Genomic DNA, 25,174 nt, shown 5'->3' with positions numbered 1-25,174 from the left:
CGCTGTTAGCTGCATCGGATCGAACGCTTCACCTGAGGCCGTCAGATTGCTGCCCGGTTCGGCATCATAAATAGCCGCCAGGCCAGCCTGACTAAAGCGTGAGGGATCTTGCACGATTTTGTAGCTTTTGCCATCGCGCTGGTAATCCTGATTCGCTGTCGCGTTCAGTGGTTCGAAACGCGGTTCTGCCCCGCCAATCTCAACTATTGGGCCGTTACATACCGCAGGCTGCGGTACACTTACCGTCTGTTGCTGACCATCATCGCTTGTACATGCCGCGAGCATTCCTGCCGCGATGCAGATCACGAGCCACTGCTTACGCATTGCGCACCTCTTACACGCTTTTCGACAACATTTTCCTGTGGGTGTGGATTGACATTACAATCCCAAACCCAGCCATCAGCACAATTAGCGCCGATCCTCCATAACTGACCAGTGGGAGCGGAACCCCTACAACCGGCAGAATACCGCTTACCATACCAATATTTACGAAGACATAAACGAATAATATCAGCATTAAGCCGCCAGCCATGACGCGACCAAAAGTGGTTTGCGCTCTGGCGGCTATCCACAGCCCGCGCATGATCAGCAGAATATAAAGGGCGAGCAGAATCAAAATGCCCACTAATCCCAGCTCTTCCGCCAGTACTGCGAAGATAAAGTCGGTATGGCGTTCGGGCAGAAATTCAAGCTGTGACTGAGTGCCGTGCAGCCAGCCTTTGCCGCGTAATCCGCCGGAGCCAATAGCTATTTTAGACTGAATAATGTGATAGCCCGCGCCAAGAGGGTCTGATTCTGGGTCGAGGAGCATCATTACGCGCTGGCGCTGGTAATCATGCATCAGGAAGAACCACAGAATCGGAATGAACGCTGCTACCAGCACCACTGCAACGCCGATCAGGCGCCAGCTAAGGCCAGAGAGGAACAGTACGAACAGACCGGAAAGCGCAACGAGAATTGACGTCCCCAGGTCAGGCTGCGCTGCGACCAGCAGCGTGGGCATAAATATCAGCACCAGGGCGATGGCGGTATTTTTTAACGACGGAGGACAAACGTCGCGGTTGATAAAGCGTGCCACCATCAGCGGCACAGCTATTTTGGCAATTTCCGACGGCTGGAAACGAACGATACCGAGATCCAGCCAGCGTTGAGCACCTTTGGAGATGGCGCCAAAGGCATCTACTGCTACCAGCAAAATAATACAGATGATATAGAGATAGGGCGCCCAGCCCTCATAAACGCGCGGAGGGATTTGCGCCATTACCACCATAATGACCAGACCCATTGCGATCTGACCGATTTTACGCTCCATCATGCCGATATCCTGGCCGCTGGCACTCCAGATTACCAGAGCACTGTAGACCAGCAATGCCAGTAAAATCAGCAGCATCGTGGGATCAAGATGGACTTTATCCCAGAATGTTTTTTTATTCGGATTATCCGTCATGATTAATGGTCCTCCGCTGCGGTAACCGCTGGGTTTTCCGCAGGCAGATCGGTGTTGTTATCGCCCAGCATAATGTGGTCGAGGATCTGGCGCATCAGCGTACCGACCGCCGGACCCGCGCCGCCGTTCTCCAGAATCATGGCGACAGCCACTTGCGGATTGTTATACGGCGCAAAGGCGGTCATTAATTTGTGGTCACGCAGACGCTCAGCAATTTTGTGCGCATTATAGGTTTCGTTCGCTTTCAGACCGAATACCTGAGCCGTACCAGATTTCGCCGCAATTTTGTACGGTGCGCTGGCAAAGTATTTATGCGCCGTACCGTTAGGGCGGTTAGCAACCCCGTACATACCGTCTTTCGCCAGCTCCCAGTAACCGGAATGAATATCGCCAACTGGCGGTTCATGCGGTTGTACCCATGGCACCTGTTTGCCGTCTTCGGCGGTGCTCATCAGCAAATGCGGAACTTTCACGACACCGTCATTAATCAGGATCATCAGTGCCTTACTCATCTGGATTGGGGTCGCTGTCCAGTAACCCTGACCGATACCGACCGGAATGGTGTCACCCTGATACCACGGTTTTTTAAAGCGTTTCTGTTTCCATTCGCGGGTAGGCATGTTGCCGGAACGTTCTTCTGCCAGGTCGATACCGGTGTAATGGCCATAACCGAATTTACCCATCCATTCGGAAAGACGATCGATCCCCATATCGTAGGCCACCTGATAGAAGAAGGTATCCGCAGATTCTTCCAGCGATCTTGTGACATTCAGGCGTCCGTGACCCCATTTTTTCCAGTCACGGTAACGTTTTTCCGAACCAGGCAGCTGCCACCAGCCTGGGTCAAACAGCGTAGTATTGCGCGTGATCACCCCAGCACTTAATGCTGAAACTGCTACATAAGGTTTAACCGTAGACGCCGGTGGATAAACCCCCTGCGTGGCTCGGTTCACCAGCGGTGTGTTCGGGTCGTTCAGCAATGCGGAATAATCTTTGCTGGATATACCGTCAACAAACAAGTTTGGGTCATAGCTTGGCGTGGAAACCAGCGCCAGTACACCACCTGTGCGCGGATCGGTGACTACCACAGCCGCGCGGCTGCCTGCCAGTAGTGTTTCAATATACTGCTGGAGTTTGAGATCTATCGTCAGGTAAATATCGTGCCCGGCTTGTGGCGGTACTTCTTTTAACTGGCGGATGACGCGACCACGGTTGTTAACTTCAACCTCTTCATAACCGGTCTGACCGTGCAACACATCTTCATAGTAACGCTCAATGCCTAGCTTACCGATATCATGCGTTGCCGCATAATTGGCTAGTTTGCCGTCATTATTCAGGCGTTCGACATCTTTATCGTTGATTTTCGACACATAGCCGATGACGTGGGTCAGCGCCGAACCGTAAGGATAGTAACGGCGTTTATAGCCTTTAACTTCCACCCCGGGAAAACGGTACTGATTGACGGCAAAGCGCGCCACCTGTACTTCAGTCAGGTTAGTTTTCACTGGAATCGAGGTGAAACGGTGTGAACGTGCGCGCTCTTTTCTGAATGCAGCGATATCATCATCGGTCAGATCGACCACGCTGCGCAAAGCGTCCAGCGTTTGCTGCACGTTATCGACTTTCTCCGGCATCATCTCTACCTGATAGATAGTGCGGTTGAGTGCCAGAGGGATGCCGTTACGATCGTAGATAATGCCGCGACTGGGGGCGATAGGCACCAGTTTGATGCGGTTTTCATTAGAACGGGTCTGATAATCGGTAAAACGAACAATTTGCAGATTATACAGGTTGGCGATAAGCACGCCGGTCAGCAGCAAAATTCCCAAAAAGGCGACCAGCGCCCGGCGCACAAACAGTGCGGACTCTGCCGTATAGTCGCGAAAAGAGTTCTGTAGTTTCATCCGCTGCGTTTTCTACTCAAAGCTTTCTTATCACTCACGGTGATAAGGATGGTTGGTGGTAATGCTCCACGCCCGGTACAGACTCTCTGCGACCAGTACGCGAACCAGCGGATGGGGGAGGGTCAGCGCGGAAAGCGACCAGCTTTGTTCTGCCGCTGCTTTACAGGCAGGTGATAACCCTTCAGGCCCGCCAATAAGCAGGCTGACGTCGCGGCCATCAAGCTTCCATCGTTCCAGTTCAGCGGCTAACTGCGGTGTGTCCCAGGGCTTGCCTGGAATGTCGAGGGTGACAATGCGGTTTTTGCCTGCGGCTGCCAGCATCTGCTCACCCTCTTTGTCGAGTATGCGCTTGATGTCCGCGTTCTTGCCGCGTTTCCCGGCCGGAATTTCAATCAGCTCAAAAGGCATATCTTTCGGAAAACGACGCAGGTACTCGGTAAAACCGGTTTGTACCCAGTCCGGCATTTTCGTTCCCACGGCCACAAGTTGCAGCTTCACACATTAACTCCAGAGTTTTTCCAGTTCATACAGGCGACGGCTCTCTTCCTGCATGACATGGACAATAACTTCGCCCAAATCAACGACAATCCAGTCGGCGCTGTTTTCACCTTCTACGCCGAGCGGCAATAGACCAGCAGCACGAGACTCCTGCACAACGTGGTCAGCAATGGACATAACATGACGGCTGGACGTACCCGTACAGATGATCATGCAGTCGGTGATGCTGGATTTGCCCTGAACGTCTAAGGCGATGATGTCCTGACCTTTGAGGTCATCAATTTTGTCGATAACAAAATCCTGGAGTGCTTTACCCTGCAAGTTTTCCCCCTGGGTGAATTAAAAAGATAAAAAACGGTCTGCCAGTATACCTGAACCAGAGGCGATTTCGGGACAATTGTCGCCGAATCGGCTTTCGAAAGTGGGCTATCATCCCACCCTGCGCCGCAGATTGCATCGCCATTTTTGTAAAACAATTTCTACAAAGTCGTGTTTAGCGGAAAAAGTCCGGCTGCGGAGAATATCAGCCTGTCCGGGGCTGTCAATGGGCGCTGCACCTTACATGCAAAAAAACAGAAAAGTCATGCATCCCTGTGCCATATAGCACGGCTATTGAGGACACGTAGAGTTGCGAATGCGTCATTGATTTCAATGGCGCTCCAGCAGCCCTGGTCTACACGAAAATGCCACATCGCCCCGGCTGGCATACCAAGTAAGCGTGCAATTAACAGACTCAACACGCCCTGATGGCTGATGACTAATATATTTTTGTGGTGCTGATATTCAACAAATCCGGCAATAAACCTTTCTACCCGTTGCGAAAACGCCTGAAAACCTTCGCCGTTAGTTGGGACGGCATACTGCCAGTCATTGCACCATGCGCTATAGTTTTCGGCATCTTCTTGCATCAAATCGCGATGATGCCGCATCTCCCAGTCACCAAAAAACATTTCATTAAGCTCAGGGACGGTTTGTACAGGGAGCTGGCGGTCACTGAGAACCAGCCGCGCGGTATGCTGCGCGCGTTCCAGCTCACTACATAAAACCATATCGAAGGGAACATCACGCAACAGGGTATTCAGGCTTTGAGCTTGCTCGATACCGCGTGCAGTCAGTGGCGTCGGCGCATGACCGCTGTACAATCCATCGACATTTGCCTGCGTTTCGCCGTGACGAATTAACCACAGTCGCATCATTCCCTCCGTGATGACAGGTATCAGCGATACAAGCCTTGTTGGTTAATGTAGGTCAATACCGATTCCGGTAACAAATCTTCACATGATTCGCCGTTTTGCAAGCGTTCGCGGATGATGGTCGCCGAGATGTTAAACCACGGCGTTTCAGCGAGGTAAATTTTACCGGCAGACTGAAGGTGCAGATCTTCTGGATTATGCGTCAAATGATCTTCCAGCCACTGCTGGTATTGTGGTTGCGCCATTTCAAGCGGGTAACCGGGACGCCGACAGACAATTAAATGCGCATTGTCGAGAATTGTTTCGTATTCGTACCAGGTGGGAAAAGTCAGCAGTGAATCCTGACCAATAATAAACGCCAGTGGCACATCGTCACCTTGTTCCTGTCGCCACTCTTTGAGTGTTTGCGCAGTGTAAGAGGGGGCATTGCGCTTTAACTCACGTTCATCAAGGGTAAACAGTGGTTTGTCGGCAATAGCCAGTTCAAGCATGTGTTTTCGCTGCGCGCTGTTTGCTTCCGGCTGTGGACGATGCGGAGGAACATTGTTAGGGATGATAGTCACTTGCGTCAGACCAATCAGATTCGCCAGCGTTTCCACGGGTTTAAGATGACCATAGTGCACCGGATCGAAGGTGCCACCAAACAGAGCCTGTAAAGATTTCATATCAACCATCGATAAATACGTCTGCCAGTGGTTTATGGCACAACAGAAGAGATAATCCCTCCAGATCTGCCCAAACCGACTGGCCGTAATCTTGTTTGAGGGTGAGTTCCGTTCGTGTCAGAAGTTGCACGGCCTGACGTAACTGCGGCTGGCTTAAGCGATTTAATGCCTCGCCCATCATGCCCCGCCGGTTCTGCCAAACGCGATGCTTATCAAACAACGCGCGTAACGGCATATGGGCAGACTGACGTTTCAAATTAACCAGTAACAACAGTTCACGTTGTAATGTGCGCAACAAAATAACCGGCTCGCTGCCTTCCAGACGCAGTTGCTGAAGAATGTGCAATGCGCGCTTGCTTTTGCCCATCAACAAAGCATCGACCCAATGAAAAGGGGTGAAATGCGCGGCATCATTCACTGCCTGCTCAACGCGCGGTAATGTCAGTTTGCCGTCCGGCCAGAGAAGCGATAAACGCTCCAGCGCCTGTGCCAGCGCCAGCAGGTTACCTTCATAACAATAGCAGAGCATCTGATTTGCAGCGTCATCCAGTTCTAAGTTGAGCTGTTTTGCACGCGCAGCAACCCAGCGAGGAAGCTGAGCCTGCTCCGGTGTCTGACAGGTTACCTGCACGCTTCGATTAGCAAGAGCAGTAAACCAGGCAGCATTTTCCTGCGCTTTGCTTAATTTATTGCCGCGCACGATCAGCAGCAAATCGTCATGCAGCAGTCCGGTCAGTGTCAGAAGTTGGTCATTGATCGCCGCATTTGGTCCGTTTTCTGGTAACAGCAGCAATAGCGTTTGTCGACTGGCGAACAGGCTCATGGCCTGGCATAGCGAAAATATCGCATTCCAGTCGGTGTTGGGATCAATGGAAAAAGTGTGGTGTTCTGCAAATCCTTGTGCTGCAGCTACCTGACGAACAGCGTCCTGGCTTTCCTGCAACAACAGAGGATCGTTACCAAGCAAAAGATACGCCGCGCGCAGCCCTTCATTGAGCTGCGCGCGGAGTTGTTCCGGGTACAACCGAATCATCAGTTACCCAGCGTAGTAGAGACACGTGCAGGCGTTGCTGCAGTATCCGTTGTTTTCGACGTATCTTCGTCGGAACGGATATCCGCAGCGCGGATGCTTGGCAGCTTACGTATCAGCTGTTCGGCAGCACGGTCGTACATCTCTTGAATGATCATGCTTTGCTCATTATCTTTCGCTAACGCCATTTGCGGGTTATCGAAGAACGAACGGAAGACTTTGGCGCTAATCGGGTAGATGTCACGGCCAGGGATCAACACGGTCGCATTAACCGTCATGATCATCTGATACTCTGCTGTTTGACCGTTACGGAATACCGAGGCGGTATCTTTCGCGATGCTCACTTTACCCAAACGCAGGGATGGAACATCCTTACGCGTGGTTTCTTTATCAAGCAACTCAACACCGTTCAGACGCAACTGATTACGCACCGCACGGCTTAACGGCCCGTTCGGGTCGCCAGAGTCCAGGATCATGACCTTCATAGTGGAAGGAACCTGCGTGGTATCACGCAGATGCCAGCCACACCCGGCGGTGATTAACACCGCCAGAGATAACAACAATGTTGCCAGATATCGCACGCTTCCTCCCGCGCTTAGCCAACGACCAGATTGAGGAGTTTACCCGGTACGTAAATCACTTTACGCACGGTAACGCCATCAAGATATTTTGCTACCAGATGTTCCTGGCCAGCACGTTCGCGAACCTGTTCTTCCGTTGCATCTACCGGAACGGTGATTTTGGCACGGACTTTACCGTTAACCTGCACCACCACCAGCGTGGAATCTTCCACCATCGCTTTCTCGTCTGCAACCGGCCACGGCGCGTTGTCGATATCGCCTTCGCCTTTCAGTTCCTGCCACAGCGTGAAGCAGATGTGCGGCGTGAACGGGTTAAGCATACGAACAACGGCCAGCAGTGCTTCCTGCATCAGAGCGCGATCCTGCTCGCCATCGGTCGGTGCTTTTGCCAGTTTATTCATCAGCTCCATAATTGCCGCAATTGCAGTGTTAAAGGTCTGACGACGACCGATATCATCGGTCACTTTAGCGATAGTTTTATGAACATCACGACGCAGAGCTTTCTGATCTTCAGTCAGTGCGTCAACGTTCAGCGCCGCAACATCACCTTTCGCAGTGTGCTCGTAAACCAGTTTCCAGACACGTTTCAGGAAGCGGTTAGCCCCTTCAACGCCGGACTCCTGCCATTCGAGAGTCATATCCGCCGGAGAAGCGAACATCATAAACAGACGAACGGTGTCCGCGCCGTAACGTTCAACCATCACCTGCGGGTCGATACCGTTGTTCTTCGACTTGGACATTTTGCTCATGCCGGTATACACCAGTTCATGGCCTGCCGCGTCTTTCGCTTTCACGATACGGCCTTTCTCGTCGCGCTCAACGATAGCATCAACCGGGGAAACCCAGTTACGTTCGCCGTTTTCGCCTACATAGTAGAAGGCATCTGCCAGCACCATACCCTGACACAGCAGCTGTTTCGCTGGCTCGTCAGAGTTCACCATGCCTGCATCACGCATCAGTTTGTGGAAGAAGCGGAAGTAGAGCAGGTGCATGATGGCGTGTTCGATACCACCAATGTAGATATCCACTGGCAGCCAGTAGTTAGCTGCTTTGGAATCCAGCATACCCTCTTTGTACTCCGGGCAAGTGTAGCGCGCATAGTACCAGGAGGACTCCATAAAGGTGTCGAAAGTATCGGTTTCACGCAGTGCCGGCATACCGTTAACGGTGGTTTTCGCCCACTCAGGATCTGCTTTGATCGGGCTGGTAATACCATCCATTACCACATCTTCCGGCAGGATCACCGGCAACTGGTCGTCCGGAGTAGGCATCACAGTGCCGTCCTCCAGCGTCACCATCGGAATCGGTGCGCCCCAGTAACGCTGACGGGAAACACCCCAGTCGCGCAGGCGATAGTTTACTTTACGCTCGCCAACGCCCATTGCCGTCAATTTGTCGGCAATGGCGTTAAAGGCCGCTTCATGGTCAAGACCGTTGAACTCACCAGAGTTGAACAGCACGCCTTTTTCAGTCAGGGCTTGCTGAGAAAGATCTGGCTCAGAGCCGTCAGCAGCCAGGATCACCGGTTTGATGTTCAGGCCGTATTTAGAGGCAAACTCGTAGTCGCGCTGGTCGTGACCCGGAACCGCCATGACTGCGCCAGTGCCGTACTCCATCAATACGAAGTTTGCTGCCCAAACCGGAATTTCTTCGCCCGTTAATGGGTGAACCGCTTTAAAGCCGGTATCGACACCTTTTTTCTCCATTGTCGCCATTTCAGCTTCGGCAACTTTGGTGTTACGGCATTCGTCGATAAAGGACGCCAGTTCAGGATTATTTTCTGCCGCTTTCTGTGCCAGCGGATGACCCGCCGCTACCGCCAGATAAGTACAACCCATAAAGGTGTCCGGGCGGGTAGTGTAAACGGTCAGCGTGTTGTCATAGTCGTTAACGTTGAAGGTGATTTCCACGCCTTCGGAACGACCGATCCAGTTACGCTGCATGGTTTTAACGGTGTCTGGCCAGTGATCCAGTTTATCCAGATCGTTGAGCAGTTCGTCAGCGTAAGCGGTGATTTTGATAAACCACTGCGGGATCTCTTTACGTTCAACTTTGGTATCGCAGCGCCAGCAGCAGCCGTCGATAACCTGTTCGTTCGCCAGTACGGTCTGGTCGTTCGGACACCAGTTGACCGCAGAAGTCTTCTTATATACCAGGCCTTTTTTATACAGCTCGGTGAAGAATTTCTGTTCCCAACGGTAGTATTCCGGCGTACAGGTTGCCAGCTCGCGGCTCCAGTCATAACCAAAGCCCAGCATTTTGAGCTGGTTTTTCATATACGCGATGTTGTCGTATGTCCACGGTGCCGGTGCGGTGTTGTTTTTTACCGCAGCGCCTTCCGCAGGCAGACCAAACGCGTCCCAGCCGATCGGCTGCAGGACGTTTTTGCCCAGCATACGCTGGTAGCGGGCGATCACGTCACCGATGGTGTAGTTACGTACGTGGCCCATGTGTAGTCGACCAGAAGGATAGGGAAGCATAGACAGGCAGTAATACTTCTCTTTGCTCTCGTCTTCGGTTACTTCAAATGTGCGCTTCTCATCCCAGTGAAGCTGTACTTTGGATTCTATCTCTTCCGGGCGGTATTGCTCTTGCATGGCAGCCAGTGGTCCTGTTTTCAATACGGCTACAAATGTAGCGTTGAGGTGGTTTTTCAGATCCGCATAGCATAGCCCAAACGTCCGCGTCAAAACAGCCTTTCGCGCACTCGACGTTGAAATGATGCCCGGATTATTCATACATTAATTTACAGAGTTTGTGGGCGTATTAGCAAAGCAAGGAACAAAGAACGTCTATTATTATAGTCAGTTAACGACCCGGGAGATGAAACGATGAACAAGGTTGCTCAATATTACCGTGAACTGGTCGCGTCATTGAGCGAACGCCTGCGCAATGGCGAACGTGATATCGACGCACTGGTGGAACAGGCGCGTGAGCGCGTAATAAAAACAGGGGAGTTAACGCGAACCGAGGTCGATGAGTTGACGCGAGCTGTCAGGCGTGACCTGGAAGAGTTCGCCATGAGCTATGAAGAGAGCCTGAAAGAAGAGTCTGACAGTGTTTTTATGCGGGTAATTAAAGAAAGCCTCTGGCAGGAACTGGCGGACATCACCGATAAAACGAAGCTTGAATGGCGCGAAGTTTTCCAGGATCTCAACCATCACGGGGTTTATCACAGCGGAGAAGTGGTAGGGCTGGGGAATCTGGTTTGCGAGAAATGTCACTTTCATCTCCCGATCTACACGCCGGAAGTCCTAACGCTATGCCCGAAATGTGGTCATGATCAGTTCCAGAGACGCCCGTTCGAGCCGTAATGGTAGTGCCGGATGACGTGATGCCATCCGGCGAGTTATTAAGCGTAAAATTTAAGCCGTTCAGCCAGTAAATCAACAAAGCCCTGACGATCAACATCGACCATTACAGTAGCATTCGGTTTATTGCCAGTCAGATAATAATAATCAACCACCGTCATACCCTGGGTATATTTCCCCTGTGTTTCCACGCCGACCCAGCGTTCAACGGTGGTGAACAGTTCAGGTTTCAGTAGCCAGGCGATGGTGCATGGGTCATGCAGCGGTGCGCCAACAAAGCCCCATTTTTCGTCTTTATGATATTCGAGGAAGAAATCCAGCAGTTCGGCAACAATGGTTGAAACAGGGTTGCCAATCGCGCGGAAACGCTCGGTGTCCTCAACGTGAATTTGCGCTTTGTGAGTGACGTCCAGACCTGCCATTACCACCGGAATTCCTGACTGGAAGACAATTTCTGCCGCTTCCGGGTCAACGTAAATATTAAATTCTGCCGCCGGCGTCCAGTTACCGAGTCCCATTGCACCGCCCATAATCACGATACGGGCGATTTTACTATGTAGTTCCGGATGGCTATTGAGCAGCAAGGCGACGTTAGTTTGCGGTCCGGTAGAGACAATGGTGACGGGTTCAGCACTTTCGCGCAGCGTTTTCGCCATCAGCTCCACCGCCGTGCAATTTTGCGGCGCAAATGCGGGTTCCGGTAATGCCGGACCGTCCAGTCCACTTTCGCCGTGCACGTTGTCGGCGATAATCAACTCACGCATTAACGGTTTCACCGCGCCGCCTGCTACCGGAATATCGGTGCGATTAAGCAAGGTCAGCATACGCAGAACATTGCGTAAGGTTTTTTCTGGTGTCTGGTTTCCGGCGGAAGAAGTAATCGCTTTAACATCAAGCTCAGGTGAGGCGAGGGCGAGAACTATTGCGATAGAGTCATCATGACCTGGGTCGCAATCTAACAGAATTGGCAGTGCCATTGTTGCTCCTTGTTGTGTGCTTCTTTGCGACAAGGGTAACGCCAGGATGTAACAGATACGAGGGGCGAAACGATAAAGCGTGAGATGGCGCGCACTTGGCTATGCGCGCCAGAGTGATTAATGCAGGATTTTCGCGAGGAAGTCTTTTGCGCGGTCCGATTTCGGATCATCGAAGAAAGCGTCTTTCGGCGAGTCTTCGACAATCTTTCCCTCGTCCATAAAGATCACCCGATTCGCCACTTTGCGGGCAAAGCCCATTTCATGGGTCACCACCATCATGGTCATTCCTTCGTTCGCCAGTTCCACCATTACGTCCAGCACTTCGTTGATCATCTCCGGATCCAGCGCCGATGTCGGTTCGTCGAACAGCATCGCAATAGGATCCATACACAGCGCGCGAGCGATCGCCACACGCTGCTGCTGACCACCGGAAAGCTGTGCCGGAAATTTATTGGCATGTGCGGAAAGTCCCACGCGCTCCAGCAGCTTGAGTGCTTTTTCACGAGCTGGTGCTTTATCGCGTTTAAGAACTTTCACCTGCGCCAGCGTCAGGTTTTCGATAATCGACAGGTGAGGGAACAGCTCGAAGTGCTGGAACACCATGCCGACGCGGGAACGCAGCTTCGCCAGGTCGGTTTTTTTATCGTTAACCACGATGCCATCGACGGTGATTTCACCTTGCTGCACCGGTTCGAGGCCGTTGACGGTTTTAATCAGCGTTGATTTGCCGGAACCAGACGGGCCACAAACCACCACCACTTCGCCTTTTTTCACTTCGGTTGAGCAGTCGGTCAGCACCTGAAAGTGACCATACCATTTTGAAACATTTTTCAGGGTAATCATTATGCTGTCCTTCTTTTCAAGTAGCTGACCAACAACGACGCGCTAAGGCTAATAACGAAATAAACAAATCCGGCAAACAGGATCATCTCAACCTGCGTACCATCACGTTCACCAATGGTTGAGGCGGTACGGAAGAAATCGGCCAGAGATAACACATACACCAGCGAGGTATCCTGAAACAGTACGATGCCCTGAGTGAGCAGCAGCGGCACCATCGCGCGGAACGCCTGCGGCAGAATAATCAGTTTCATCGACTGCCAGTGAGTCATGCCGAGTGCCAGCGCGGCGCTCGACTGCCCACGGGAGATACTTTGAATACCGGCGCGGATAATTTCTGAATAGTAGGCCGCTTCAAACATCGAAAACGCCACCATGGCAGAAATTAAGCGGATGTCGGTCTTCGGCGATAATCCCAGCACGTTTTGCAGAAAACCAGGCACAATCAGGTAAAACCACAGCAGAACCATCACCAGTGGGATTGAACGGAACACGTTAACGTAGGCTTTGGCAAACCACGCCACGGGCGCAAAGCTGGACAGGCGCATCACCGCCAGCATGGTGCCCCATAAAATACCAATCACGACTGCCGTGATGGTAATTTTCAGGGTGATCACCAGCCCGTCCAGCAGATACGGCAGGGAAGGAACTATGGAACTCCAGTCAAACTCGTACATTACTTGCCTCCCATGTTGCCGGGCAGGCGAACTTTACGTTCAACCAGCGTCATCACCAGCATGATAAAAGCGTTAATCAACACATACGCCAGCGTAATGGCGGTAAACGACTCCCAGGCGTGAGCCGAGTAGTCGAGCAATTTACCCGCCTGCGCTGCCATATCTACCAGACCGATGGTCGAGGCGATGGCGGAGTTTTTCACCAGGTTCATCATCTCTGAGGTCATCGGCGGGACGATAACGCGATAAGCATTAGGCAGCAGTACGTAGCGGTAAGCCTGCGGTAGCGTCAGACCCATCGCCAGCGCGGCATTCTTCTGCCCACGCGGCAGCGACTGAATAGCGGCGCGTACCTGTTCGCAAACACGGGCGGCGGTAAACAGTCCAAGGCAGAGCATGGATGAAAGGAAAAACTGAATATTGGGATCCAGCTCGGCCTTAAACCACATGCCGATTTTCTCTGGCAGCAACTCCGGGATCACCAGATACCAGGTAAAGAATTGCACAATCAACGGCACGTTGCGGAACAGTTCGACATACAACGTACCCAGACCGGAGAGAAAACGGTTTGGAACGGTACGTAAAATGCCGAAAAATGAACCGACGAGGAAAGCGATAATCCAGGCGCAGATCGACAAAGCGATCGTCACCTGAAAACCACTCCAGATCCAACCAAGATAGGTGGTGTTGCCGAACGGGGCTTGTTGTAAAAAAATACCCCAGTTCCAGTCTATAGACATAAATCTACTCCAGAAAAAAGAGGGTAGCAGCGTTAACTGCTACCCTCGAAGATTGTTACCCAGCGTATTGCGGTTTTCAGGCCCGATGGGGAACGACCATCAGGCGTATAGTCTGTCCGTGCTACGTAACAATCGAGAGGGCTGGAATTTCCGCCCCTGGTTCTTGTAATTAGTTCAGTGCCTTGTCATTCGGTTCTTTGAACAGAGCTTTCATTTCGTCTGACAGTTCGAAATTCATGTTCAGGTTTTTCGGCGGAATTGGATTTTTGAACCACTTATCAAACCATTTTTCCGCTTCGCCGGAGGTCTGCACCTGAGCGATAGTGTCATCCATCAGCTTTTTGAACTGCGGATCGTCTTTACGCAACATGCAACCGTAGGCTTCCTGAGACTGCGGCTTGCCGACGATTTCCCAGTTGTCTGGTTTCTTCGCTTTCGCACGTTCACCGGCCAGCAGAGCGTCATCCATCATAAAGGCAACGGCACGACCGCTTTCCAGGGTGCGGAAAGAGTCACCGTGATCTTTGGCGCTGATGATGCGCATATTCATTTTTTGCTCTTCATTCAGTTTGTTGAGCAAAACTTCAGAGGTAGTGCCGGAAGTGACGACTACGGCTTTGCCTTTCAGATCGGCGAAATCTTTGATATCGCCACCCTTTTTGGTCAACAGGCGCGTACCGACCACGAAAATAGTGTCAGAGAAAGCCGCCTGTTTCTGGCGTTCGAGGTTGTTGGTGGTTGAACCACATTCAAAATCGAAAGTGCCGTTTTGCAGCAGCGGAATACGGTTTTGTGAGGTGATCGGAATCAGTTTCACCTGTAAGTCCGGTTTGTTGAGTTTCTTTTTCACTGCTTCAACAATGGCGTTGGAGTAATCCTGCGAGTAACCCACCACTTTTTGCTGATTGTCGTAATAAGAGAAAGGTACTGAAGATTCACGGTGACCGACGACAATCACGCCGTTTTTGGCGATTTTGTCCAGCGTACTGCCCGCTGCCGGGGCAGCGTCTTCTGCCTGTGCCAGTCCTGCAGAAAGCGCCAGGGCCAGGATTGCTGTGGCAGGTTTACGTAATTGCATATCCAACTCCTTTATCTCCTGCGTTAAGAACGCATGGATACCCGTTGTGAGTGTTTGTGTTGTTATCATCTGCAACTTTATTGTGCAGTGTTGTGCTTGTTAGGTAACATTTAGTTTGGCTAAATGTAAAGATATTGCTGTTTTATTGTTTGTTTTTGCGAGATGTACCGCACCATTCCGAAGCAAAATTCTTAAAATGCACCTTTTTGGTGCTATTGCTGTATTGCTGTGGTGCAACCGGGTTGCGCTAATGCCGGTTCAGGGTTTGCCTTGTATAACAAAGCAATAGATGTGCCAAAGTTGGATAGGGGAATTTTGTTATCCGGATAACGCACTGATGCCGCATCCGGCGAGCGTGCCGAAATACGGGATGTATTCCGGCACGATAAGAAGGGATTATTTACGTCGCTGACGCAGACTCATCAACACAGCAGCAAAACCAAACAGTGCCGTCAGCACCCACAGCGGCCAGTTGCCGGTACGTGCGTAAGGTGTGAGTCCGGTGGTCGGCGTCACGTGAGTGGTTAACACCTCGCGGGTGAACTGCGGGATCATCGCCTGAATCTCACCCTGCGGGCCAATCACCGCTGTAATGCCGTTGTTGGTGCTGCGCAGCAGCGGGCGCGCCAGCTCCAGCGCACGCATTCGCGCCATCTGGAAGTGCTGCCACGGGCCAATAGACTTGCCGAACCACGCATCGTTGGAGATAGTCAGCAGATAGTCGGTATCCGGGCGGAAGTTATCACGCACTTGCTCGCCGAGAATGATCTCGTAGCAAATAGCCGCAGTAAGCTCAATACCATTCACCGACAGCGGCGGCTGGATATATGGTCCACGGCTGAATGAGGACATCGGCAGATCAAAGAACGGCGCTAACGGACGCAGAATCGACTCCAGCGGGACAAACTCGCCAAATGGCACCAGATGGTTTTTGTTATAGCGATCGGCTGATTCGTAGCTGTACGGTGCACCTTTACCCAGCGTGATGATGGTGTTGTAGGTATCGTAGCGGTTCTGTTTATTGAGACGCGCGTCAACAATCCCGGTTACCAGCGAGCTACCTTTATCGCGCAACTCACCGTCCAGTGCTTTGAGGAACGGTTGCTGATTAATTTCCAGATCGGTTATCGCCGACTCCGGCCAGATAATCAACGATGATTTGCCCATCAGCGGTGCCGTTGCGTTGTAGTAAATCTTCAGCGTATTAAGAAGCTGGCCTTCGTCCCATTTCAGCGATTGCGGAATATCGCCCTGAACCATCGAAACCTGAATGGTTTTCTCCGGTTGCGGGGTAAACCACAGGATGTAACGCAGCGGGAAGGGAAGTGCGAACAGCACGACGGCCACCACCAGCGGACGCCAGTTGCGTTTGACCAACGCCAGTGCCAGCAGGCCGCTTACCATCATCAGCAGGAAGTTAATGGCTTCCACGCCCATTATCGGTGCCAGCCCTTTTAACGGGCCGTCAATCTGGCTATAGCCGAACTGTAACCACGGGAAGCCAGTCAGCACCCAACCGCGCAGAAACTCGGTCACTTGCCAGAGGGCAGGAGCCGCAATGGCTACGCGCAACCAGGTGGTTTTTGGCCACAGACGCGACAGCACGCCAGCAAACAGTCCGGTATACAGCGACAAATACGCCGCCAGCAGCACCACCAGGAAGATATTTACCGAGCCAGGCATTCCACCAAAGGTCGCGATGCTGACATAGACCCAGTTAATACCGCTGCCAAAGAGGCCAAATCCCCAGCAAAACCCAATAGCGGCAGACTGGAGTGGACGACGGTTAAAGGTCAGCGCCTGAAGCCCCATTAGCGAAATAATCGCCGCAGGCCAGACGTCGTAAGGAGAGAAGGCCAGCGTTCCGCAGGCACCGAATAATAACGCCAGCAGCAGGCGAATGCGCTGGCGTTCAATTAATGAGGCAAAAGCCATGTAGTTATCTATCCAGTTTCGGTTTTATTCATCCAGCTTCGGCTGGGGTGAGTCATCCGGGATTTTGACATGAACCTGAATAATACGCCGACTATCGGCCATCGCCACTTTGAACTGGTAACCGTCGATGTCGATGGTTTCACCACGTGCCGGAAGATGCCCAAACGCCTGCATCACCAGACCACCGATAGTGTCGACCTCTTCATCGCTAAAGTGAGTGCCGAACGCTTCGTTGAAGTCTTCAATGGAAGCCAACGCGCGCACGGTCCAGGTATGACGACTCAGCTGACGGAAGTCGATGTCATCTTCTTCGTCATACTCGTCTTCAATCTCACCAACAATCAGTTCCAGGATGTCTTCAATGGTCACCAGACCGGAAACCCCACCGAATTCGTCAATGACGATCGCCATGTGGTAACGCTGAGAGCGAAACTCTTTCAGCATCCGGTCTACGCGCTTACTTTCAGGAACGACAACCGCCTGACGTAACACTTTGTCCATGCTGAAGGCTTCGGCATCGCTGCGCATAAACGGCAGCAAGTCTTTCGCCATCAGAATCCCTTCAATGTGATCTTTGTCTTCGCTAATCACCGGGAAACGTGAGTGGGCAGACTCGATGATGACATCAAGGCATTCGTCCAGCGTCTGGTTGCGTTTCAGGGTAATCATCTGGGAGCGGGGGATCATGATGTCGCGGACGCGTTGGTCTGCGATGTCCATCACTCCTTCGAGCATATCGCGCGTATCTTCATCGATAAGGTCGTTCTGCCCGGAATCACGGATCAGCGCCAGCAGTTCGTCACGGTTTTTGGGTTCACCGTGGAAAAGTTGGCTGAGTAACAGGGAGAAAAATCCCTTCTTGTTGCTTATCGTGTCACTACTGTGTGAATTGTCGTCGCTCATGGCGTCGTATGGGTTCTCATGTTAGTTAATCAAAACGCCGTCGTTAATCACCAACGGCGGGGACGTCTGCCAGTCAAATGCCTGGCAAATTATTCTTTCTCGGCAATGTACGGATCCTCATAGCCCAGAGCAAGCATAATCTCTGTTTCGAGGGCTTCCATTTCTTCTGCTTCGTCATCTTCGATATGATCGTAACCTAACAAATGCAGACTGCCGTGCACCACCATATGCGCCCAGTGCGCCTCCAGTGGTTTGCCTTGCTCCTGTGCTTCCTTCTCAACCACCTGACGGCAGATAACCAGATCGCCCAGTAGCGACATCTCCATGCCAGGCGGCACTTCAAACGGGAAGGAGAGCACGTTGGTCGGCTTATCCTTACCGCGATAGGTCAGATTCAGACTGTGGCTTTCGGCGGTATCGACCAGGCGAATAGTCACTTCCGATTCTTCCTGAAACTGCGGGATCACCGCATTCAGCCATGTTTGAAACTGGCTCTCTTCCGGTAGCCCGGAATTATCTTCACATGCCAGTTGTAAATCGAGGATCACCTGACTCATTTTTGTTCCTGTTCTTCGCGCTTGCGTTCTGCTGCCAGCGCCGCTTTACGTTTTTGTTCGGCTTCTTCCCAGGCTTCATAAGCGTTAACGATACGCGCTACCACCGGGTGACGAACCACGTCTTCGCTGTGGAAGAAGTTAAAGCTGATCTCTTCGACATCGGCCAACACTTCGATAGCGTGACGCAAACCAGACTTGGTATTACGCGGCAGGTCGATCTGCGTGACGTCGCCGGTGATAACCGCTTTTGAGTTAAAACCGATACGGGTCAGGAACATCTTCATCTGTTCGATGGTGGTGTTCTGGCTCTCATCAAGAATGATAAACGCGTCGTTCAGCGTACGACCACGCATATAGGCCAGCGGCGCGACTTCAATAACGTTGCGCTCAATCAGCTTCTCGACTTTCTCAAAGCCCAGCATTTCAAACAGCGCGTCGTACAGCGGGCGCAGATAAGGGTCTACTTTCTGGCTTAAATCGCCAGGCAGGAAGCCCAGTTTCTCACCGGCTTCGACCGCCGGACGAGTCAGCAGAATACGGCGAATTTCCTGACGCTCCAGGGCATCAACTGCCGCAGCCACTGCCAGGTAGGTTTTACCCGTACCCGCCGGGCCAACGCCGAAGGTAATGTCATGGTCGAGAATATTGGCGATGTACTGCGCCTGGTTTGGCGTGCGCGGCTTAATTACGCCGCGTTTGGTTTTGATATTGACCGCTTTGCCGTACTCCGGCACGCTCTCCGCGCTTTGCTCCAGTACCCGCGCTTCTTTAATCGCAAGGTGGATCTGTTCCGGTTCGATATCCTGAATCTGACCGCGCATCGGGGCAGTATCGACATACAGGCTACGCAGAATGTCTGCCGCAGCGGTGACGCAAATCGGACGGCCGGTCAGTTTAAAGTGGTTATCGCGGCGATTGATCTCGATGCCGAGACGGCGTTCGAGCTGCTTGATGTTGTCATCAAACGGGCCGCACAGGCTCAACAGACGCGCGTTGTCTGCTGGCTCCAGGGTGATTTCGCGAGTGTCTATGTTCAAACCGTTCCTCTTATCTGTATGCCGCCGGAAGCTGAACATTCACCGGCCTATAAGGAAATTATTCACGCCACAGGAAAAAGGCGCAAGCATTGCGATAAAGATGGGGATAAAGAGAGAAAAAACAAGGCCCACCGGAGCGGCGGGCCTGAGAATTACGGCTGATAATAACCCACGCCAAGGTCGTTTTCTTTGCGAGTACGGGCAATCACCGATTCCGGGGTTTCTGCCACGCGCAGACCCATTTCATCTTCAGTTCGCACCACTTTACCGCGCAGGGAGTTCGGGTAGACGTCGGTAATTTCTACATCGACGAATTTACCGATCATATCCGGCGTGCCTTCGAAGTTAACCACGCGGTTATTTTCTGTACGTCCAGAAAGCTCCATGATGCTCTTACGTGAAGTCCCTTCTACCAAAATACGCTGGGTGGTGCCGAGCATCCGGCGGCTCCATGCCATCGCTTGCTGATTGATACGTTCTTGCAGAATATACAGACGCTGCTTCTTCTCTTCTTCCGGAACATCATCAACCATATCGGCGGCTGGTGTACCCGGACGTGCAGAGAAGATAAAGCTGTAGCTCATGTCGAAATTGACGTCGGCAATCAGCTTCATCGTTTTCTCGAAGTCTTCGGTGGTTTCGCCAGGGAAGCCAACGATGAAGTCAGAACTGATCTGAATATCCGGACGCGCCGCACGCAGTTTACGGATGATCGCTTTGTACTCCAGCGCCGTATGGGTACGACCCATCAGGTTCAGAATGCGATCGGAACCGCTCTGTACCGGCAGGTGCAGGAAGCTCACCAGCTCCGGTGTATCGCGATACACTTCGATAATATCGTCGGTAAATTCGATCGGATGGCTGGTGGTAAAGCGAATACGATCGATCCCGTCGATGGCGGCAACCAAACGCAGCAGATCGGCAAACGATCCGGTGGTGCCGTCGTAGTTTTCACCACGCCAGGCGTTCACGTTCTGACCGAGCAGGTTGACTTCACGCACGCCCTGAGCCGCAAGCTGGGCAATCTCAAACAGAATATCGTCGGATGGACGGCTTACCTCTTCACCACGGGTGTAAGGCACTACGCAGTAGGTGCAATATTTATTGCAGCCTTCCATGATGGAGACAAATGCGGTCGGCCCTTCGGCGCGCGGTTCCGGCAGACGGTCAAACTTCTCAATTTCCGGGAAGCTGATATCTACAACCGGGCTGCGGTCGCCGCGCACAGAGTTGATCATCTCCGGCAGACGGTGCAGCGTTTGTGGCCCAAAAATTATATCGACATAGTGGGCGCGCTGGCGAATGTGCTCGCCTTCTTGCGATGCCACGCAACCACCGACGCCGATAATCAGGTCTGGATTCTTCTCTTTTAACAGTTTCCAGCGACCCAACTGATGGAAGACTTTTTCCTGAGCCTTCTCGCGGATTGAGCAGGTGTTCAGCAGCAGCACATCCGCTTCTTCCGCCACGTCGGTCAGTTGATAGCCGTGGGTGGCATCCAGCAGATCGGCCATCTTCGATGAATCGTACTCGTTCATCTGACAGCCCCAGGTTTTAATATGGAGTTTTTTGGTCATCGACTTGCTCTTGCGAAATAGTAGCCAGGAATGCAGGGCGCATAGTGTAATGCTTTGCTGCCGTTGTGACCAGTATGAGCGTTATCAGCCCTTGGGGGTAAAAATCCTGTAAACTTAAAGCATATTGCTAACAGGATGATTGACCATGACAAATCAACCAACGGAAATTGCCATTGTCGGCGGAGGAATGGTCGGTGGCGCACTGGCGCTGGGACTGGCACAGCACGGATTTACGGTAACGGTTATCGAACATGCCGAACCTGCACCGTTTGTCGTAGGCAGTGAGCCGGACGTGCGGATCTCAGCGATCAGCGCGGCTTCGGTATCATTGCTTAAAGGTTTAGGCGTCTGGGATGCGGTACAGGCCATGCGTTGCCATCCTTATCGCAGACTGGAAACCTGGGAGTGGGAAACCGCGCATGTGGTGTTTGACGCAGCTGAATTAAAGCTGCCGTTGCTTGGCTATATGGTGGAAAACACCGTCCTGCAACAGGCGCTGTGGCAGGCGCTGGAAGCGCATCCGAAAGTAACGTTACGTGTGCCAACCTCGCTGATTGCGCTGCATCGCCATAATGATCTTCAGGAGCTGGAACTGAAGGGCGGTGAAACGATCCGCGCGAAGCTGGTGATTGGTGCCGACGGCGCAAATTCGCAGGTGCGGCAGATGGCGGGAATTGGCGTTCATGCCTGGCAGTATGCGCAGTCGTGTATGTTGATTAGCGTACAGTGTGAGAACGATCCCGGCGACAGCACCTGGCAGCAATTTACCCCGGACGGACCGCGTGCGTTTCTGCCATTGTTTGATAACTGGGCATCGCTGGTGTGGTATGACTCTCCGGCGCGTATTCGCCAGTTGCAGAATATGAATATGGCGCAGCTCCAGACGGAAATCGCGAAGCATTTCCCGTCGCGTCTGGGTTATGTGACACCGCTTGCCGCTGGTGCGTTTCCGCTGACGCGTCGCCATGCGTTGCAGTATGTGCAGCCAGGGCTTGCGCTGGTGGGCGATGCCGCGCATACCATCCATCCGCTGGCGGGGCAGGGGGTGAATCTTGGTTATCGTGATGTCGATGCCCTGATTGACGTTCTGGTGAACGCCCGCAGCTACGGCGAAGCGTGGGCCAGTTATCCTGTCCTCAAGCGTTACCAGATGCGGCGCATGGCGGATAACTTCATTATGCAAAGCGGTATGGATCTGTTTTATGCCGGATTCAGCAATAATCTGCCGCCGCTGCGTTTTGTGCGTAATCTCGGGTTAATGGCGGCAGAGCGTGCTGGCGTGTTGAAACGTCAGGCGCTGAAATATGCGTTAGGATTATAGCCTTACAACATTGCCGGATGCATGCCAACCGTAGGTTGGATAAGACGCGGCAGCGTCGCATCCGACATTGAAGGATAAGACGTGTCAACATCGCATTCGACATTGAATATACGCAGAAAAGCAAAAAGCTCGCCGAAGCGAGCTTTTTTAATGTGGCTGGGATACGAGGATTCGAACCTCGGAATGCCGGAATCAGAATCCGGTGCCTTACCGCTTGGCGATACCCCAACTGGGTGCACTTACGATGTAAGCGTCTTGAATAAATTGGCTGGGGTACGAGGATTCGAACCTCGGAATGCCGGAATCAGAATCCGGTGCCTTACCGCTTGGCGATACCCCAACAAATTGGTTTTTGAATTTGCCGAACGTATTCGACACATTCAGAATTTGGTGGCTACGACGGGATTCGAACCTGTGACCCCATCATTATGAGTGATGTGCTCTAACCAACTGAGCTACGTAGCCAGATTGTTTCTTCGATGGCTGGGGTACCTGGATTCGAACCAGGGAATGCCGGTATCAAAAACCGGTGCCTTACCGCTTGGCGATACCCCAATAACCGGGCGGTGAACCGCTTACTCGAAGAAGATGGCTGGGGTACCTGGATTCGAACCAGGGAATGCCGGTATCAAAAACCGGTGCCTTACCGCTTGGCGATACCCCATCCGTACAACGCTTTCTGGTGAATGGTGCGGGAGGCGAGACTTGAACTCGCACACCTTGCGGCGCCAGAACCTAAATCTGGTGCGTCTACCAATTTCGCCACTCCCGCAAAAAAGATGGTGGCTACGACGGGATTCGAACCTGTGACCCCATCATTATGAGTGATGTGCTCTAACCAACTGAGCTACGTAGCCATCTTTTTTTCGCGATACCTTATCGGCGTTGCGGGGCGCATTATGCGTATAGAGCCTTGCAGCGTCAACCTCTTTTTCAAGGAAAATTGCTCGAAAGTGACTGTTTGGTTAGGTTGCGAACAGCGTGGCGCTATATTCGTCAATTATTGTTTACTTTGTGTTTTTTTCCCACCCTACAGCCATTCTTTTGTCGTACAGGATGAAATTCAGAATTCAACAATAGTGGTGGGAAATTAATCTATGAAGTACTGGCCTACAGTGATGAATTGTCAAACAGTGATGTGGCAAATCCGGAACATTTCCTCACTGCGTATCAGAATCAACAAGCTCCCCAGTAACTGAAATTGCCCCGGAATTCTCCGGGGCGTTAATACACTTCTTATTTATATGCCGACTGGTGAACGCCGACCGCGCGGCCAGACGGATCGTCCATTTTCTTGAACGCTTCATCCCACTCGATCGCTTTGGCAGAAGAACAGGCGACGGATGGGCCGCCCGGTACGCACTCAGCGGCGCTCGGAAGCGGGAACAATTCTTCAAAGATTTCCCGGTACAGATACGCTTCTTTTGAGGTCGGTGTGTTGTACGGGAAGCGGAAGCGGGCAGTTTCCAGTTGCTGATCAGAAACCTGCTGCGCCGCCACTTCTTTCAGGGTGTCGATCCAACTGTAACCGACGCCATCCGAGAACTGCTCTTTCTGCCGCCAGGCCACGCTTGCGGGCAAATACGATTCAAAACATTCACGCAGGATGTGTTTTTCCATTTTGCCGTTGCCGCACATTTTATCCTGTGGGTTAATGCGCATTGCCACATCGAGGAATTTCTTGTCGAGGAACGGAACGCGTGCTTCCACGCCCCAGGCTGACATCGCTTTGTTGGCGCGCGCGCAGTCATACATATGTAGAGCCAGCAGTTTACGCACCGTCTCTTCATGCAGTTCTTTAGCGTTCGGCGCTTTGTGGAAGTATAGATAACCGCCAAACACTTCGTCAGAACCTTCGCCGGACAGCACCATTTTAATGCCCATCGCCTTGATCTTACGCGACATTAAATACATCGGTGTTGAAGCACGAATAGTCGTCACGTCATACGTTTCGATGTGGTAAATCACGTCGCGGATGGCATCGAGACCTTCCTGTACGGTGAAGTGAATTTCATGATGTACAGTACCCAGATGGTTTGCCACTTCCTGTGCCGCTTTCAGATCCGGTGAACCCGGCAGACCCACGGCAAAAGAGTGCAACTGCGGCCACCAGGCTTCGGAACGTTCCTGATCTTCCACGCGACGGGCGGCGTATTTCTTGGTGATAGCGGAAATAATTGAGGAATCCAGACCACCAGAGAGCAGCACACCGTAAGGCACATCAGACATCAGATGGCTTTTCACGGAATCTTCCAGTGCCTGACGTAGCTCGTTTTTGTCGGTCACGTTATCTTTCACCGCATCGTAGTCGAACCAGTCACGGTGATAATAAGAACGGATTTCGCCGTCCTGACTCCACAAATAGCTCCCCGCCGGGAACTCTTTAATCGTGCGGCAAACCGGCACGAGGGCTTTCATTTCTGAGGCCACATACAGCTGACCGTGTTCGTCATAGCCCATATACAGCGGGATGATCCCCAGATGGTCGCGACCAATCAGGTATGCATCTTTTTCGCTGTCGTACAGGGCAAAGGCAAACATGCCCTGCAAATCGTCAAGAAATTCCGCCCCTTTTTCCTGATATAGCGCGAGGATCACTTCGCAGTCAGATCCGGTCTGGAACTGGTAACGATCGCCATACTCAGCACGCAGTGCCTGGTGGTTGTAGATTTCACCGTTTACTGCCAGCACATGAGTTTTTTGTTGGTTGTAGAGAGGTTGCGCCCCCGCGTTAACGTCAACAATTGACAGACGTTCGTGAGCGAGAATGGCGTTATCGCTGGCATAAATACCGGACCAGTCCGGGCCACGATGACGCATCAGGCGTGACAGCTCGAGTGCTTTTTTACGCAGCTCAACTGCGTCTGTTTTGATATCGAATACGCCAAAAATTGAACACATAA

The 25,174-nt window shown here is 52.2% G+C and carries 22 protein-coding genes, 7 tRNA genes and 1 pseudogene; 2 read left to right on the top strand and 28 right to left on the bottom strand.

Translation table 11 applies throughout. From position 1 onward, the window contains the following. The 10 genes and pseudogenes from A7098_RS01505 to leuS form a co-directional block, all read right to left on the bottom strand. Window positions 1-324, bottom strand: a pseudogene (locus A7098_RS01505) (septal ring lytic transglycosylase RlpA); the annotation flags it as partial. Between the two features lie 10 nt (window positions 325-334). After that, entirely contained in the window at window positions 335-1,447 is a 1,113-nt protein-coding gene (mrdB, locus tag A7098_RS01500; RefSeq protein ID WP_000131717.1) for a peptidoglycan glycosyltransferase MrdB, read from the bottom strand. Between the two features lie 2 nt (window positions 1,448-1,449). Beyond that, complete coding sequence (gene mrdA, locus A7098_RS01495; protein WP_000776207.1) at window positions 1,450-3,351, bottom strand: peptidoglycan DD-transpeptidase MrdA; 1,902 nt, start codon at window positions 3,349-3,351, stop codon at window positions 1,450-1,452. Window positions 3,352-3,381: 30 nt separating this feature from the next. After that, window positions 3,382-3,849, bottom strand: coding sequence for a 23S rRNA (pseudouridine(1915)-N(3))-methyltransferase RlmH (gene rlmH, locus A7098_RS01490; RefSeq protein WP_000776104.1), 468 nt, complete (start codon window positions 3,847-3,849; stop codon window positions 3,382-3,384). A 3-nt stretch (window positions 3,850-3,852) separates the two neighbouring features. Next, window positions 3,853-4,170, bottom strand: coding sequence for a ribosome silencing factor (gene rsfS / locus A7098_RS01485; RefSeq protein WP_001161665.1), 318 nt, complete (start codon window positions 4,168-4,170; stop codon window positions 3,853-3,855). 260 nt (window positions 4,171-4,430) lie between these two features. Beyond that, window positions 4,431-5,042: an adenosylcobalamin/alpha-ribazole phosphatase gene (locus A7098_RS01475; protein WP_010346554.1), complete on the bottom strand. Its 612-nt coding sequence runs from the start codon at window positions 5,040-5,042 to the stop codon at window positions 4,431-4,433. A 23-nt stretch (window positions 5,043-5,065) separates the two neighbouring features. Continuing rightward, complete coding sequence (gene nadD / locus A7098_RS01470) at window positions 5,066-5,707, bottom strand: nicotinate-nucleotide adenylyltransferase (RefSeq protein ID WP_024165169.1); 642 nt, start codon at window positions 5,705-5,707, stop codon at window positions 5,066-5,068. 1 nt (window position 5,708) lies between these two features. Then, window positions 5,709-6,740, bottom strand: a complete 1,032-nt coding sequence (gene holA / locus A7098_RS01465; RefSeq protein WP_000620515.1) for a DNA polymerase III subunit delta — start codon at window positions 6,738-6,740, stop codon at window positions 5,709-5,711. Further along, window positions 6,740-7,318 carry an LPS assembly lipoprotein LptE gene (gene lptE / locus A7098_RS01460; protein ID WP_001269676.1) on the bottom strand — a complete coding sequence of 193 codons (579 nt, stop codon included), beginning with the start codon at window positions 7,316-7,318 and terminating at the stop codon, window positions 6,740-6,742. Before lptE ends, holA begins: the two co-directional genes overlap by 1 nt. A gap of 14 nt (window positions 7,319-7,332) precedes the next feature. Beyond that, window positions 7,333-9,915, bottom strand: a complete 2,583-nt coding sequence (gene leuS / locus A7098_RS01455; RefSeq protein WP_010346551.1) for a leucine--tRNA ligase — start codon at window positions 9,913-9,915, stop codon at window positions 7,333-7,335. A 234-nt stretch (window positions 9,916-10,149) separates the two neighbouring features. Here leuS and A7098_RS01450 point away from each other — a divergent pair, with 234 nt between their 5' ends. Next, complete coding sequence (locus A7098_RS01450; RefSeq protein ID WP_105280217.1) at window positions 10,150-10,632, top strand: zinc ribbon-containing protein; 483 nt, start codon at window positions 10,150-10,152, stop codon at window positions 10,630-10,632. Between the two features lie 38 nt (window positions 10,633-10,670). Here A7098_RS01450 and rihA read toward each other — a convergent pair whose 3' ends face one another. From rihA to miaB, 10 genes are all read right to left on the bottom strand, one after another. Beyond that, a complete protein-coding gene (rihA, locus tag A7098_RS01445) occupies window positions 10,671-11,606 on the bottom strand; it encodes a pyrimidine-specific ribonucleoside hydrolase RihA (protein ID WP_105280216.1) in 936 nt (311 codons plus the stop codon). A 117-nt stretch (window positions 11,607-11,723) separates the two neighbouring features. After that, window positions 11,724-12,449, bottom strand: a complete 726-nt coding sequence (gene gltL / locus A7098_RS01440; RefSeq protein WP_000631384.1) for a glutamate/aspartate ABC transporter ATP-binding protein GltL — start codon at window positions 12,447-12,449, stop codon at window positions 11,724-11,726. Then, window positions 12,449-13,123: a glutamate/aspartate ABC transporter permease GltK gene (gene gltK, locus A7098_RS01435; protein ID WP_000272809.1), complete on the bottom strand. Its 675-nt coding sequence runs from the start codon at window positions 13,121-13,123 to the stop codon at window positions 12,449-12,451. The genes gltL and gltK overlap by 1 nt, the downstream gene beginning before the upstream one ends. After that, on the bottom strand, window positions 13,123-13,863 hold the full coding sequence (gene gltJ / locus A7098_RS01430; protein ID WP_000020941.1) for a glutamate/aspartate ABC transporter permease GltJ: 741 nt from the start codon (window positions 13,861-13,863) through the stop codon (window positions 13,123-13,125). Before gltJ ends, gltK begins: the two co-directional genes overlap by 1 nt. Window positions 13,864-14,032: 169 nt before the next feature. Further along, entirely contained in the window at window positions 14,033-14,941 is a 909-nt protein-coding gene (gene gltI, locus A7098_RS01425; protein ID WP_105280215.1) for a glutamate/aspartate ABC transporter substrate-binding protein GltI, read from the bottom strand. Window positions 14,942-15,337: 396 nt separating this feature from the next. Beyond that, window positions 15,338-16,876 carry an apolipoprotein N-acyltransferase gene (lnt, locus tag A7098_RS01420; RefSeq protein WP_105280214.1) on the bottom strand — a complete coding sequence of 513 codons (1,539 nt, stop codon included), beginning with the start codon at window positions 16,874-16,876 and terminating at the stop codon, window positions 15,338-15,340. Window positions 16,877-16,900: 24 nt separating this feature from the next. Beyond that, window positions 16,901-17,779: a CNNM family magnesium/cobalt transport protein CorC gene (gene corC / locus A7098_RS01415; RefSeq protein WP_001278605.1), complete on the bottom strand. Its 879-nt coding sequence runs from the start codon at window positions 17,777-17,779 to the stop codon at window positions 16,901-16,903. A gap of 89 nt (window positions 17,780-17,868) precedes the next feature. Continuing rightward, window positions 17,869-18,336 carry an rRNA maturation RNase YbeY gene (gene ybeY / locus A7098_RS01410; protein ID WP_000084457.1) on the bottom strand — a complete coding sequence of 156 codons (468 nt, stop codon included), beginning with the start codon at window positions 18,334-18,336 and terminating at the stop codon, window positions 17,869-17,871. After that, complete coding sequence (locus A7098_RS01405; protein WP_001018040.1) at window positions 18,333-19,373, bottom strand: PhoH family protein; 1,041 nt, start codon at window positions 19,371-19,373, stop codon at window positions 18,333-18,335. The genes ybeY and A7098_RS01405 overlap by 4 nt, the downstream gene beginning before the upstream one ends. Window positions 19,374-19,525: 152 nt before the next feature. Continuing rightward, window positions 19,526-20,950: a tRNA (N6-isopentenyl adenosine(37)-C2)-methylthiotransferase MiaB gene (gene miaB, locus A7098_RS01400; RefSeq protein WP_000162740.1), complete on the bottom strand. Its 1,425-nt coding sequence runs from the start codon at window positions 20,948-20,950 to the stop codon at window positions 19,526-19,528. Window positions 20,951-21,095: 145 nt separating this feature from the next. Here miaB and ubiF point away from each other — a divergent pair, with 145 nt between their 5' ends. Then, window positions 21,096-22,271, top strand: a complete 1,176-nt coding sequence (ubiF, locus tag A7098_RS01395; RefSeq protein WP_105280213.1) for a 3-demethoxyubiquinol 3-hydroxylase — start codon at window positions 21,096-21,098, stop codon at window positions 22,269-22,271. A 153-nt stretch (window positions 22,272-22,424) separates the two neighbouring features. On the opposite strand, the gene A7098_RS01390 is transcribed toward ubiF, so the two are convergent. The 8 genes from A7098_RS01390 to asnB form a co-directional block, all read right to left on the bottom strand. Then, a tRNA-Gln gene (locus A7098_RS01390) sits at window positions 22,425-22,499 on the bottom strand. A gap of 37 nt (window positions 22,500-22,536) precedes the next feature. After that, window positions 22,537-22,611, bottom strand: a tRNA-Gln gene (locus A7098_RS01385). A gap of 48 nt (window positions 22,612-22,659) precedes the next feature. Continuing rightward, a tRNA-Met gene (locus A7098_RS01380) sits at window positions 22,660-22,736 on the bottom strand. Window positions 22,737-22,751: 15 nt separating this feature from the next. Continuing rightward, window positions 22,752-22,826 (bottom strand) — tRNA-Gln (locus A7098_RS01375). 34 nt (window positions 22,827-22,860) lie between these two features. Then, a tRNA-Gln gene (locus A7098_RS01370) sits at window positions 22,861-22,935 on the bottom strand. Between the two features lie 23 nt (window positions 22,936-22,958). Next, window positions 22,959-23,043 (bottom strand) — tRNA-Leu (locus A7098_RS01365). An 8-nt stretch (window positions 23,044-23,051) separates the two neighbouring features. After that, a tRNA-Met gene (locus A7098_RS01360) sits at window positions 23,052-23,128 on the bottom strand. A gap of 379 nt (window positions 23,129-23,507) precedes the next feature. Continuing rightward, window positions 23,508-25,172, bottom strand: a complete 1,665-nt coding sequence (gene asnB, locus A7098_RS01350) for an asparagine synthase B (RefSeq protein ID WP_000337055.1) — start codon at window positions 25,170-25,172, stop codon at window positions 23,508-23,510. Window positions 25,173-25,174: the final 2 nt, after the last annotated feature.

It is taken from the genome of Escherichia sp. MOD1-EC7011 (genome assembly GCF_002965005.1).
Taxonomy (GTDB): domain Bacteria; phylum Pseudomonadota; class Gammaproteobacteria; order Enterobacterales; family Enterobacteriaceae; genus Escherichia; species Escherichia ruysiae.
This window is presented reverse-complemented; position numbering and strand designations above follow the sequence as displayed.

Coding starts and splice junctions, on each gene's coding strand:
- lnt (WP_105280214.1), bottom strand. CDS start 16,876: ATGGCTTTTGCCTCATTAATTGAACGCCAGCGCATTCGCCTGCTGCTG.
- leuS (WP_010346551.1), bottom strand. CDS start 9,915: ATGCAAGAGCAATACCGCCCGGAAGAGATAGAATCCAAAGTACAGCTT.
- ybeY (WP_000084457.1), bottom strand. CDS start 18,336: ATGAGTCAGGTGATCCTCGATTTACAACTGGCATGTGAAGATAATTCC.
- A7098_RS01475 (WP_010346554.1), bottom strand. CDS start 5,042: ATGCGACTGTGGTTAATTCGTCACGGCGAAACGCAGGCAAATGTCGAT.
- A7098_RS01450 (WP_105280217.1), top strand. CDS start 10,150: ATGAACAAGGTTGCTCAATATTACCGTGAACTGGTCGCGTCATTGAGC.
- ubiF (WP_105280213.1), top strand. CDS start 21,096: ATGACAAATCAACCAACGGAAATTGCCATTGTCGGCGGAGGAATGGTC.
- asnB (WP_000337055.1), bottom strand. CDS start 25,172: ATGTGTTCAATTTTTGGCGTATTCGATATCAAAACAGACGCAGTTGAG.
- nadD (WP_024165169.1), bottom strand. CDS start 5,707: ATGAAATCTTTACAGGCTCTGTTTGGTGGCACCTTCGATCCGGTGCAC.
- gltL (WP_000631384.1), bottom strand. CDS start 12,449: ATGATTACCCTGAAAAATGTTTCAAAATGGTATGGTCACTTTCAGGTG.
- gltK (WP_000272809.1), bottom strand. CDS start 13,123: ATGTACGAGTTTGACTGGAGTTCCATAGTTCCTTCCCTGCCGTATCTG.
- holA (WP_000620515.1), bottom strand. CDS start 6,740: ATGATTCGGTTGTACCCGGAACAACTCCGCGCGCAGCTCAATGAAGGG.
- gltJ (WP_000020941.1), bottom strand. CDS start 13,863: ATGTCTATAGACTGGAACTGGGGTATTTTTTTACAACAAGCCCCGTTC.
- mrdB (WP_000131717.1), bottom strand. CDS start 1,447: ATGACGGATAATCCGAATAAAAAAACATTCTGGGATAAAGTCCATCTT.
- miaB (WP_000162740.1), bottom strand. CDS start 20,950: ATGACCAAAAAACTCCATATTAAAACCTGGGGCTGTCAGATGAACGAG.
- gltI (WP_105280215.1), bottom strand. CDS start 14,941: ATGCAATTACGTAAACCTGCCACAGCAATCCTGGCCCTGGCGCTTTCT.
- mrdA (WP_000776207.1), bottom strand. CDS start 3,351: ATGAAACTACAGAACTCTTTTCGCGACTATACGGCAGAGTCCGCACTG.
- rihA (WP_105280216.1), bottom strand. CDS start 11,606: ATGGCACTGCCAATTCTGTTAGATTGCGACCCAGGTCATGATGACTCT.
- corC (WP_001278605.1), bottom strand. CDS start 17,779: ATGAGCGACGACAATTCACACAGTAGTGACACGATAAGCAACAAGAAG.